The sequence below is a fragment of the Bacillus sp. URHA0034 genome (assembly GCF_056280405.1).
Genome location: NZ_JBWCDK010000002.1, coordinates 4,057,104 through 4,069,844 on the forward strand (window position 1 = coordinate 4,057,104; position 12,741 = coordinate 4,069,844).

A 12,741-nucleotide genomic window follows, 5' to 3' on the forward strand; every position below is an offset into this window, starting at 1 on the left:
TTCTTAAGGGGTGTGATGGTTTTGACTAAGAAGGTGGTTCTTGTTGGGGCATTGGATACCAAGGGAAATGAATTCGAATATGTAAGGGATATTCTAGAAAAGTCGGGCGTGGAAACCTTGCTTGTTGATGTCGGTGTACTTAACCACCCCGTTATCTCTCCGGATATTCCTAGTTCAGAGGTGGCGAAATTAGCTGGAACAACTCTAGAAATACTTAGAAATGAAAAGGACAGAGGAAAGGCAGTTACCGTAATGGCTGAAGGGGCTGCCAAGGTTGTGGAAAAATTATTAGCCCAAGGCCTTATTAGCGGTATTATTGGTATGGGGGGGACAGCTGGAACAACTGTCGGGGCTTCGGCAATGAAGGCAGTTCCAATTGGTATTCCGAAATTACTTGTCTCCACTGTTGCATCTGGAAATACAAGGCCCTATGTGGGGGTAAAAGATGTAACGATGATGTATTCAGTCATAGATATTGCCGGCATTAACCAACTATCACGCCGTATCCTTGGCAATGCTGCCTATTCAATGGCTGGCATGGTTAAAGGGATTGCTTCTGAGCCTGAGAAAACAGAGGATAAAATAACAATAGGCATGACGATGTTTGGTGTAACAACTCCATGCGTTACAAAAGTGCAAGAGATTCTAGTTGAAAAAGGGTACGATATATTAGTTTTTCATGCAACAGGATCTGGCGGTCTTGCGATGGAGGAGTTAATCGAAGCGGGTTTCATAAAAGCTGTGGCTGATATTACAACCACAGAATTAGCGGACGAATTAGTAGGTGGTATTTTCACTGCAGGTCCCAACCGCTTAGAAGCTGCAGGAAAAGTAGGAATACCTCAAGTTGTTTCTGTAGGGGCACTCGATATGGTTAATTTTGGTCCACCTGAGTCAGTACCTGAAAAGTTTAAGGGTAGAAAGTTCTACCAGCATAATCCAACTACTACCTTAATGAGAACAACAGTAGAAGAAAATCAAAGGTTAGGGGAAATTCTGGCAAAGAAATTGAATCACGCAAAATCTCCGACTGTTGTCATTTTTCCAAAGGGCGGGGTATCGTTAATCGATCAGGCCTCCCAAGCGTTTGATGGGGTGGAGGAAAGAGAAGCACTTTATGCAGGTATTAAGGAAAACTTACGAATGGATATTCCTTTAATCGAGACCAATAAGGACATTAATGATTCTTCTGTTTCCGAACTTATTGTCGAGCATTTATTAAGTATTTTAAGAAAGGAGTTGTCTGTAAAATGACAATTTCTAGGGATGAGATTCTTCATCGTCTACGGAATAATATTGACGAAAATATAGCTATTGTAGGAGCGGGAGCTGGAACTGGGCTTTCAGCTAAATGTGCTGAAATGGGTGGCGTGGATTTAATTATTATATATAATTCTGGCAGGTACCGCATGTCAGGAAGGGGATCGTTATCCGGATTAATGCCATATGGAGATGCCAATCAAATTGTGGTGGACATGGGAAGAGAGGTTCTGCCAATTGTTGAAAATACCCCCGTATTAGCAGGTGTTTGTGGTACGGACCCTTTTAGAATTATGGATGTTTTTTTAGAGGATTTAAAACGTATGGGTTTTTCAGGGGTGCAAAATTTTCCGACAGTTGGGCTATGTGATGGAATCTTTAGACAAAATCTTGAAGAAACAGGAATGGGATATGATCTAGAAGTCGAAATGATAAGCAAAGCGCATAAGCTTGGCTTATTAACTACTCCCTATGTCTTTAATGAAGAAGATGCTGTAAAAATGGCCAATGCGGGAGCTGATGTTTTAGTTGCACATGTTGGCTTAACGACTAAAGGTGCAATTGGAGCCAAGACAGCATTAACACTGGATCAATCAGTGGATCTTGTCCAAAGAATACATGATGCAGGAAAATCAGTCAATCCGAATATAATTGTTTTATGCCATGGCGGACCTATTTCTGAACCGGAAGATGCAGCATATGTAGTGAGAAAAACAAATGGTGTGGCAGGCTTTTTTGGAGCATCTAGTATGGAGCGTCTGCCAACAGAAATAGCTATCACTGAGCAAGTAAGAAAATTTAAGGATATCTTATAAAATTACTTCAAATCCCTTTGGAAATTGAATTCCCGCTTGAAATCCATATAAAAGACAGGGAGACCCAAAAACACGGTCTCCCTGTCTTGGTGTGAAGGTGGAATAAATGAAAGCAGAACATAAAGAGGATATTTTAATATTTCAAAATAAAGTAGCCAATCATAATAAAAACTACAGCTGTCTTTTCCCGTCTTTAATAAAGTTTTGAGTCACGAAGGCAGCAACACCTAATGCAGCTGAATAACTGGACAAGGATGAAAATTGAATTTCCATTTCATTCTGGTGTAAGGACAAGGCATGATCTTCAATGGTTTTTCTAATAGGTGCCTCAAGCCATTTCTTTGCCTTAGCTAATCGATTACCGATAATGACTTGCTCAGGATTAAATGTATTTATAATGTTATTAATGCCATACCCCAGATAGAGGCCAATCTCCTTAAACAGCTCCAGTGTATCTTCGTCGTTTTTCTCAGCTAATTGGATCAATGATTCAAGTGTAGCATCATTATCGTTGGCCATTTTTAAAAGAGTATGTTCTGAAGCATACATTTCCCAGCAACCCTTACTTCCACAGCTGCAAGGTCTTCCGTTTACCTCGATTATCATATGGCCAAATTCTCCTGAATAGCCGTTATTTCCTTGATACAACTCACCATTCAGGAGAATTCCAACTCCAATACCGATTCCGGCACTAATATAAATGATATTTTCGTGATTTTGGCCTGCACCAAATTGTTTTTCCCCATAAGCGCCGGCATTTGCTTCGTTTTCAATGATAACTGGAAGTTTAAATACTTCCTCAATTTCTGACTTTAAAGTTACGTATTTCCAGCCTAGGTTGGGTGCCAATAAAATCATACCTTCTTTATCCACAATTCCAGCAACACCCAAACCCACACCAACTATGCCATATTTGCTTGGAGGCATTTCAGTAAGCATGGTATGGATACCTGTTTTAACCATTTCTTTTACAACTGAAAAACTAGAATCTTGAATCAGTTGGTTTTTTTCAATAATGATATTGCCCTTTAAATCGGTTAAAACACTAAGGATGTAATTAACACCAACATCAATCCCAATGGCATATCCTGCCGTCTTATTAAAGTGAAGAAGGACCGGACGACGGCCGCCGCTGGATTCACCTGGACCTGATTCATAAATAAGCTCCTCATCTAATAATTCATTCACCATGGAGGAAACGGTGCCTTTATTTAAACCGGTTACCTGAGCAATGTCAGCGCGTGAAATCGGTTCTTTATCGATTATCATTTGCAGTACCAATGATTTGTTATTTCGTTTCACCACTTGTTGGTTCCATGTAATCGTTGTCAATTAACAAATCTCCCCACGTTCGTTATTGTAAATCTATTTTAACATAAACTTAGTTTATTGGATATACAAACAAAGAGAGTGATGATATAATGAGGTCGTAAGTTAAGATTCGCTATATATTCTTTAATCAATATTATTGGAGAAAGTAGGGAAACAAGTTGACGAAAAACATGTTTTTCAACGCACATCATTCACCAATCGGAGCATTTTCTAGCTTTACCCTTGGGTTTTACAGGAACGGCGGAGGCTTGGATTTAGAGCTTGGCCGTTCACCACGAAAAAATGTCTATGTGGGTGTTGAATCGGCAGAACGTGAAGGAATCTATGAAGCACTTCCATTTTTTGAATTAGAAGATGATGAAAGTAAGCGCTATGATATTGAAAATATGGATCCAAACCCAGATAAGCCGCGCATCATTTTACCTTTTGAGAAGGGAAAAGTAGAACGGGATTTTCAGTTAGGAACCGATTCATGGAAGGCGGGCGATTTAACCTTCACCGTCTATTCTCAAGTGCAATCCGTACCAGATCCAGCTGCGGCATCTGAGGAAGAGCTAAAAAATACGTTAATCCCAGCGGTTTGGGCAGAGCTCACCATTGATAATACTCAAGGAAAGAATAGCCGCCGTGCCTTTTTTGGTTACCAAGGCAGTGATACATATAGCTCGATGCGCCGATTAGATGATACTTGTGACGGGATTGCTGGTATTGGACAAGGGCGACTAACAGCAATCGCGTCCAATGATCCTGAAGTGAAATCAGCTTTACACTTTAGTTTGGAGAATATTTTGACCACACCGTTTGAAGAAAACTGGACCTTCGGGTTAGGGCCTGTTGGTGCATTAGTGATGGATGTTCCAGCCGGACAAAAACGCACGTACAAATTTGCTGTCTGCTTCTATCGCGGAGGGTTGGTTACAGCCGGTTTAGATGCATCGTATTATTACACAAGATATTTTTCAAATATCGAAGCAGTGGCAGCATACGCTTTAGAAAATTTTGATTCATTCACAGCGGTTGCTAAAGATTCCAATCGTTTAGTAAGTGATGCTGAATTATCAGATGATCAAAAGTTCATGCTGATTCATTCGATTCGCAGCTATTATGGATCTACCCAATTGCTTAATGTCGATGGAGAACCGTTCTGGGTTGTTAACGAAGGTGAATATCGAATGATGAACACCTTTGACTTAACTGTTGACCAAATTTTCTTTGAGTTAAAAATGAACCCTTGGACAGTTAAGAATGAGTTGGATATGTTTGTCAGCAGATTTAGTTATGAAGATAAAGTTCGTTTCCCAGGGGATGAAACAGAATATCCTGGCGGTATCAGCTTTACCCATGATATGGGGGTTGCCAATACAGTTTCCCGTCCGCATTATTCTTCCTATGAGCTATACGGCTTGGACGGCTGTTTCTCCCATATGACATATGAACAGTTAGTAAACTGGGTATTGTGTGCGGCTGTTTATGTTGAACAAACAGGAGATGTACAGTGGTTACAAGCGAATTTAGATGTATTCGTCCGCTGCTTTGACAGCATGATAAATCGTGATCATCCTGAAGCAGATAAGCGTGATGGTATTATGGGTCTCGACTCTACACGCGTAATGGGTGGGGCAGAGATTACCACTTATGATAGCTTAGATGTTTCGCTAGGTCAGGCAAGAAATAATATTTATTTAGCCGGCAAGACATGGGCTTCCTATGTGGCGTTAGAGAAAATCTTTAAAGAGAATGGACTAGCTGACTTGTCTCAACAGGCTGCAGAGTTAGCTGAAAAATGTGCATCCACAATATCTGGCCATATGACGCCTGGCGGCTATATCCCTGCGGTTATTAAGGAAGGGAACGATTCGAAAATTATTCCAGCCATTGAAGGACTGATTTTCCCTTACTATACAAACAACAAAGAAGCATTGGATCCGAATGGCCGTTTTGGCACCTACATCCAGGTATTGAAAAAGCACTTAACTACCGTATTAACTGAGGGTATTTGCTTGTTTGAAGACGGCGGCTGGAAGATTTCATCTACAAGCAATAACTCCTGGTTAAGTAAGGTTTACTTGAGCCAGTTTATTGCCCGTGAAATTCTTGGGCTCGAGTGGGATGAAAAAGGAGCGAAGGCAGATGCAGCCCATGTTGCTTGGCTCACCCATCCAACTCTATCTGTTTGGAGCTGGAGCGATCAAATTATTTCTGGTGAAATCGCCGGAAGTAAATATTACCCGCGTGGAGTAACAAGTATTTTATGGCTTGAGGAAAGTAAGAAATCCGCACCATTAGTTGCTTCTGCAATGACTGAATAAAGGAATCGAGACTGTCTGGTAGTAACTGGACAGTCCTATTTTTTAATAGAAGTAATGCTATACTTGCCTTATAATAAAGATAGTACTCATCAAGAGGTGAAAGAACATGCAATTCAATTGGGTAGTTGGCAAGGCATACACAGGTTGTGAGTGGGTTATGAAACTAGCCTATGTAAATATTTTATGGGTGCTCTTTTCATTAGGCGGTCTTATTTTTCTCGGCATTTCCCCTGCATCTGTCGCATTGTTTACCATTTTAAGAAAATGGTTGATGAATGAGACGGATGTACCAATCTTTCGTACCTTTTTAAATACTTATAAAAAAGAGTTTGTCAAATCCAATCAGCTTGGATGGGTAATGGCGTTGATCGGGATGTTCCTGTATTTCGATTTCAAGTATCTGATTACGGTTGGAGGAACGATACAATATGTGCTTTCCATCCCGCTTGTGATTGTTGCGATTTTATATTTTATCACCATGCTTTATCTTTTTCCTGTTTATGTTCATTACGAATTACGCCTGATTCAGTATATTAAAAATTCCTTTTATATTGGAATCATAAACATGCATATCACTATTTTGATGATTGCTGTAACGCTCCTTATAGGCATCCTGTATCGTTCTATTCCTGGGATTGTTCCGTTTTTTAGCATAAGTTTATTCTCTCTCATGCTGATGACTGGGGCAAAACAAAGTTTTAATCGGATTGAAGCTAAACAAAAAAAACTTAGTGGACAAAATTAATAAACTCACTACCGAAAAAGCTGTCGCCGCAAAAATGGGACCGCTTTTTTCTTTGTCAAAATTTATTCAAAAATTTTCTATAAATCTTTGTTTATCCGATAGACAAACGAAGTTGAGGATGCTATAATCTAGTTAAACCTAGGTTAGAGACTACGAGATTAAAAGACATGTAAGCATTTACAAGACCAAGTCTATAACCGAAAAACCTTAGGAGGAATCCACCCATGGCTTATTTTGAAAATGTAAAAAACATTCAATTTGAAGGCGCAAATTCAACTAATCCTTTAGCATTTAAGTATTATAATCCACAAGAGGTAATCAACGGAAAAACAATGGAGGAATTACTACGTTTCTCTGTCACCTGGTGGCATACATTTACAGCAGACGGAACAGATCCATTCGGCGTAGGTACTGCAATTCGTCCTTGGAACCACTTAACAGGACTTGATTTAGCAAAAGCGCGTGTTGAAGCAGCATTTGAACTTTTTGAAAAATTAAATGTTCCATTCTTTGCTTTCCATGATGTTGATATTGCTCCAGAAGGAAGCACATTAGCTGAATCAAACAAAAACCAAGATATCATCGTTAACATGATTAAAGAATACATGAAGACAAGCAAGACAAAGCTTCTTTGGAATACTGCTAATATGTTCACAAATCCACGTTATACACATGGTGCGGCAACTTCTCCAAATGCAGATGTATTTGCTTACTCTGCTGCAAAAGTGAAGAAGGGCTTAGAAGTAGCGAAAGAACTAGGCGCAGAAAACTATGTATTCTGGGGCGGCCGTGAAGGATATGAAACATTATTAAATACAGATATGAAGCTTGAGCAAGATAACTTAGCCCGCTTCTTCCACATGGCTGTAGATTATGCTAAAGAAATCGGATTAAACGTTCCATTCTTAATCGAGCCAAAACCAAAAGAGCCAACAAAACACCAGTATGATTTTGATGTAGCAACAGGACTTGCTTTCTTACAAAAATATGACTTAACAGATTACTTCAAGTTCAATCTTGAAGCAAACCATGCAACATTAGCTGGCCACACATTCGAACATGAACTTCGTGTTGCCCGTATTAATGGCATGCTTGGATCGATTGATGCAAACCAAGGTGATCCATTACTTGGCTGGGATACTGATGAATTCCCAACTGACCTATATTCTACAACACTAGCAATGTACGAAATTCTTCTAAATGGCGGTCTAGGAAAAGGCGGTACGAACTTCGATGCAAAAGTACGCCGAGGCTCTTTCGATCCAGAAGATTTATTCCATGCTCACATCGCTGGAATGGATGCATTTGCAATCGGATTAAAAGTAGCAAACAAGTTACTGGAAGACCGTGTATTCGAAAACTTCATTGAGGACCGTTACAGCAGCTTTACAAAAGGTATCGGTTTAGACATCGTTGAAGGCAGAACGAATTTCCGTGAATTAGAACAGTATGCACTTGGATTAACAGAAATCAAGAATACTTCAGGCAGAACAGAAGTATTAAGAGCTACACTTAACCAGTATCTATTAGAGACGCTTTCAAACGTAGCGGTTCGATAAAAACAACGAAGAACATAACAAAATAAAGTGAAAAAATGTGCTGGAAGTTTCTTGTCCAGCACATTTTTATAGGAAGGGACGAGTAAGATGAAATACGTTATCGGTGTTGACCTTGGTACAAGCGCTGTCAAAATTCTACTTGTTAATCAAAAAGGTGAAGTAGCCCAGGAGGTTTCTAAATCTTATCCATTAATCATCGAAAAATCAGGTTATAGTGAACAAAATCCGGAGGAATGGGTGGCAAAAACAACAGAGGGACTGGCCGAACTAATCCAAGCATTCGAAGGAGATGTCAAAGATATAGAGGGAATCAGCTTTTCGGGACAGATGCATGGATTGGTATTATTAGATGAATCCAATGATGTTCTCCGAAATGCGATTCTTTGGAATGATACAAGAACCACGAAGCAGTGTCAGGAAATTTATGAGGTTGTGGGTCAGGAGAAGCTTCTTGAGATTACGAAGAACCCGGCATTGGAAGGCTTCACTTTACCAAAAATCCTTTGGGTAAAAGAGAATGAGGCTGAAACATTCAAACGTGCAAGCGTATTCATGCTTCCGAAGGATTATTTGCGTTACCGGATTACCGGCAATATTCATATGGAATATTCGGATGCAGCCGGAACATTGTTGTTAAATGTAAGTAAACGTGAGTGGAGCCCAGAAATTTTAAATCTATTTGGTATAGCTCCTGAACTTTGTCCGCCGCTGGTAGAATCCCATGCTTGTGTTGGTACGGTTACAGCTGAATTTGCGCAAAGCACTGGATTATCAGAAGCAACCAAGGTGTTTGCGGGCGGAGCAGATAATGCTTGTGGAGCAATCGGTTCAGGAATTCTTTCAGAAGGTAAAACATTGTGCAGCATTGGTACTTCTGGTGTTGTCCTTTCATATGAAGAAAGAAACGATCTAGATTTTGAAGGCAAAGTTCACTATTTTAACCATGGTGAGGAAAATACTTATTACACGATGGGGGTTACTCTTGCTGCGGGCTATAGCTTAAGTTGGTTTAAAGATACGTTTGCTAAAGAAGAAGCCTTTGATCAGTTTTTAGAAGGTGTCGATGGGGTAGCTGCAGGAAGTGATGGCTTATTATTCACTCCTTATATAGTAGGAGAAAGAACACCACATGCTGATTCCAATATCCGCGGCAGCTTTATTGGAATTGATGCTGGCCATGAACGGAAGCACTTTGCTCGTGCGGTCCTTGAAGGAATCACATTCTCTTTAAACGAGTCCATCGAAATTTTTAGAAACAGTGGAAAAACGATTGATTCAATCATATCCATTGGCGGCGGTGCCAAGAATGAAACATGGCTGCAGATGCAGGCGGATATCTTCAATGCCAAAATCGAAAAGCTAACTAGCGAACAAGGTCCAGGTATGGGGGCAGCAATGTTAGCAGCTTATGGCTGTGGCTGGTTTACTTCATTGAAAGAGTGTGCAGAGAAGTTTATTCAAACGTCAAAAACCTATTATCCTATTGAGGAAAATGTAGAGGCTTATAAAAAACTATTTGCTATTTACCAACAAGTTTATACACAAACAAAGGTGCTTAATGATCAATTAAAGGATTTTAGAAGATAAGTAGTAGATCGATAGGTGGAGGGGACATATGACAAAGCTAGTTGAAAAGCAAGATGGCTCTTTTTACACTGGGGAATATCGAAATCTCTTCAAAGAAATCGGCAAAACAGAGGAAGAAATTAATCGAAGAATAAAGGATAATTGGGAAGAACTTTTTACGGTGATGAAGAGACAAGAATCTATTATCCAGTCGGCGATGATTTAGGGTATATGCTCGATACCGGAAACCTCGATGTCCGGACGGAGGGCATGTCCTATGGAATGATGATGGCGGTACAAATGGATAATAAGGATGTGTTTGACCGGCTTTGGAACTGGACAATGAAGTACATGTACATGACTACTGGGGAACACGCAGGTTACTTTGCCTGGTCTTGCCAGCCTGATGGTACGAAAAATGCTTACGGTCCTGCACCGGATGGGGAAGAGTTCTTTGCGATGGCCTTATTCTTTGCCTCCCACCGCTGGGGAGATGGTCCGGAGCCTTTTAACTATAGCTTTCAAGCAAAGAACATTCTCCGGACTTGCCTTCATAACGGTGAAGACGGTCTGGGCTACCCTATGTGGAATCCGGATAACAAATTAATTAAATTTATCCCTGATTGTGAGTTCTCTGATCCATCCTATCATTTACCCCATTTCTATGAATTGTTTGCATTATGGGCTTATGAGGAGGACCGTCCGTTCTGGAAGGATGCAGCCATAGCAAGCAGGGAGTATTTGAAGATATCCTGTCATCCTGAAACAGGTTTAGCCCCTGAATATGCCTATTATGATGGCACGCCAAACAATGAAAAGGGCTATGGTCATTTCTTCAGTGATGCGTATCGTGTTGCTGCTAATATCGGTCTTGATTATGAGTGGTTTAGAGGGGATGCATGGGAAACGGAAGAAGCGAATAAGATTCAGGCCTTTTTTGCCGATAAGGATCCTGTTGATTACCGGCGTTATACGATTGCTGGAGAACCATTTGAGGAAAAATCTCTCCATCCAGTTGGTTTGCTTGCGACAAATGCGATGGCGTCCCTTGCCGCAGATGGTCCAGATCGTTTAAATTGGGTGAAATTATTCTGGAATACTCCTGTTCGAACTGGGGAAAGACGGTATTATGATAACTGCTTGTATTTTTTCAGTTTGCTAGCATTAAGCGGCAATTATAAAATTTGGGTGCCTTATTAAGTCAATAGATAAACTAAAAGAATGCTCTTCGTATTTATTAATACGAAGAGTATTCTTTTTTTGTTGTCAATTCACATAGAAACTAAAAATATAGGACATTAAATGAAGCCTCTCAAGTATTGAATTTGAGGGGCTAAATCGTTTGAAAATTTCATTAAATTCCAAAAAACTTTCTGATAGTCTAACCGCTAAACTATGTTCCATGGTAAAATGAGAATAAATAAATTGTTCTTTATTTATTAGTCTTTCAACAGCAATAACAATAAAACATTAGTAATAATATCAGGTGTGGGATACGTCTATTTTTATTATGAAAGCGCTTAAGATTCAGGTGTTTAAAGCGCAAAATGCTAATTTCATCTAATTGGAGTTGAATAGACAATGCATAAAGTGATTTTAGTTGATGATGAAAATTTTTTCCGGAAAGGATTAAGAAGTTTAATAGATTGGGAAGCATGTGGATTTAGGGTTGCAGGAGAGGCAGCAAATGGTGAAGATGCATTAGCACTTATTGATGAAGTAAATCCCGAACTCGTCATAACCGATATCCGAATGCCGGTCTTAGATGGATTAGAGTTAATTAAACAAGTCATGCAAACAGAGGGATATCATCCTAAATTTATTATTATCTCGGGTCACAGTGATTTTAAATACGCCCAACAAGCGGTACGTTACGGTGTTCATGATTTTATCCTAAAGCCGATTGATCAGGAAGAAATCGAGGAGACCTTGCAATCACTTTCCCATACAATAACAGAACAAAAGCTCGTTCTTGAACGGAACATCGAAATAAAGAAGGCCGTTTTTCTTGAAAATCTGACTTATGGAAAAGTCAATGAGGAGGACGCTTACGCTTTCTCAAGAGAACTGTCTTTGAGCAGTGCTGCCGAATATTATTATCTGATTTTGGAGGTAAATGGACATCCTCAATCTCCAGAAATTCAAGTGAAGGAAAAAATCACTAGTATCATCCGCGATATATGTGATCCACAGGTGGGGGTATTTATTCAAGAGTTAGAACAAGGGAGCTATGGATTGTTAATTCCCTCCACTTATCTGTGTCGTTTCCAAATGCAAATTAGTCATTTTGTGAAGTGGATTTATGGATTGCTTACAAGTAGTATGCCTCAAGAGGTTACCTTTTATATTGGTCCTGCTGTTCCCAAATTATATTTCTTAAGAGATTCGTTCGAAGCAGCCAAAAATGCACGCGAGTATAAGTATGTGTATGAAGATAAAAATATTATTCTATCAAAAGAGATCGAGAACAATAAAGTGATTACCTATACAGAACTTGAGGATTCCTATTACCATCTATTAATGGAGCAAATAGAAGAAAATACAACGATGGCCATTATGGAAACAATAGATAAAATTTTCCTTCAGTTTGCCTCGAAAAAAATGGCTCAAGTAGCAGTGAAGGCATCCATCAATCGATTTGTTCACGCCATTTTAAAAATTATTAAAAACATGGAAGGGGAAGTATCGAATTTAAAAAACTTCCGGATAATGCTTCAGTTGCAAAACTATAATTTAACATTACAACAACTTAGGAAACAATTTCTTGAATTTGTGTTAGAAAGTAAAGAAATGATCACAATCCTTCGCAAACAATCTGCAGATGGTGAGGCTCATAAAATTAAACAATTTGTAGACTCACACTATCGGGAGAATATCAGTTTGAAATCCATCGCCGCAAAGTTTTTTATGAATCCTGTCTATTTAGGCCAGTTATTTAAGAAAACCTACGGGATCTACTTTAAAGATTATTTATTGCAGGTAAGAATTAATGAGGCGAAAAAACTGTTGAGGCAATCAGAACTGAAAATATATGAAATTGCGGAAAGAGTAGGTTTTAATAATACTGACTATTTTGTGACCATGTTTGGGAGGTTTGAAAAAATAACTCCCTCTGAATATCGGAATAAACTCCTAGAAAAAAGAAAAGTGTGATT

The 12,741-nt window shown here is 39.4% G+C and carries 8 protein-coding genes and 1 pseudogene; 8 read left to right on the forward strand and 1 reads right to left on the reverse strand.

Features of this window, described 5'->3' with window-relative positions:
• Window positions 1-21 precede the first annotated feature (21 nt).
• Together ACZ9EE_RS21530 and ACZ9EE_RS21535 are read left to right on the forward strand one after the other, a co-directional pair.
• The gene (locus ACZ9EE_RS21530) at window positions 22-1,254 is read left to right on the forward strand and encodes a Tm-1-like ATP-binding domain-containing protein (RefSeq protein WP_476030397.1); all 1,233 of its coding nucleotides are present in this window, start codon (window positions 22-24) and stop codon (window positions 1,252-1,254) included.
• Window positions 1,251-2,075, forward strand: coding sequence for a phosphoenolpyruvate hydrolase family protein (locus ACZ9EE_RS21535; RefSeq protein ID WP_476030399.1), 825 nt, complete (start codon window positions 1,251-1,253; stop codon window positions 2,073-2,075). Before ACZ9EE_RS21530 ends, ACZ9EE_RS21535 begins: the two co-directional genes overlap by 4 nt.
• Window positions 2,076-2,246: 171 nt before the next feature.
• Here ACZ9EE_RS21535 and ACZ9EE_RS21540 read toward each other — a convergent pair whose 3' ends face one another.
• Window positions 2,247-3,407: an ROK family protein gene (locus ACZ9EE_RS21540; RefSeq protein ID WP_476030401.1), complete on the reverse strand. Its 1,161-nt coding sequence runs from the start codon at window positions 3,405-3,407 to the stop codon at window positions 2,247-2,249.
• Between the two features lie 158 nt (window positions 3,408-3,565).
• On the opposite strand from ACZ9EE_RS21540, the gene ACZ9EE_RS21545 reads away from it, so the two are divergent.
• The 6 genes and pseudogenes from ACZ9EE_RS21545 to ACZ9EE_RS21570 all read left to right on the forward strand — a co-directional run bounded on the left by ACZ9EE_RS21545 (window position 3,566) and on the right by ACZ9EE_RS21570 (window position 12,739).
• Window positions 3,566-5,716: a glycoside hydrolase family 52 protein gene (locus ACZ9EE_RS21545; protein WP_476030403.1), complete on the forward strand. Its 2,151-nt coding sequence runs from the start codon at window positions 3,566-3,568 to the stop codon at window positions 5,714-5,716.
• A 106-nt stretch (window positions 5,717-5,822) separates the two neighbouring features.
• Window positions 5,823-6,461 carry a YesL family protein gene (locus ACZ9EE_RS21550; RefSeq protein WP_476030405.1) on the forward strand — a complete coding sequence of 213 codons (639 nt, stop codon included), beginning with the start codon at window positions 5,823-5,825 and terminating at the stop codon, window positions 6,459-6,461.
• A 224-nt stretch (window positions 6,462-6,685) separates the two neighbouring features.
• Entirely contained in the window at window positions 6,686-8,020 is a 1,335-nt protein-coding gene (xylA, locus tag ACZ9EE_RS21555; RefSeq protein ID WP_476030408.1) for a xylose isomerase, read from the forward strand.
• Between the two features lie 87 nt (window positions 8,021-8,107).
• Window positions 8,108-9,607, forward strand: a complete 1,500-nt coding sequence (gene xylB, locus ACZ9EE_RS21560) for a xylulokinase (protein WP_476030410.1) — start codon at window positions 8,108-8,110, stop codon at window positions 9,605-9,607.
• A gap of 28 nt (window positions 9,608-9,635) precedes the next feature.
• Window positions 9,636-10,786, forward strand: a pseudogene (locus tag ACZ9EE_RS21565) (family 8 glycosyl hydrolase).
• 381 nt (window positions 10,787-11,167) lie between these two features.
• Window positions 11,168-12,739 (forward strand): response regulator transcription factor, encoded by a 1,572-nt coding sequence (locus ACZ9EE_RS21570; protein WP_476030412.1) that lies wholly within the window; start codon window positions 11,168-11,170, stop codon window positions 12,737-12,739.
• Window positions 12,740-12,741: the final 2 nt, after the last annotated feature.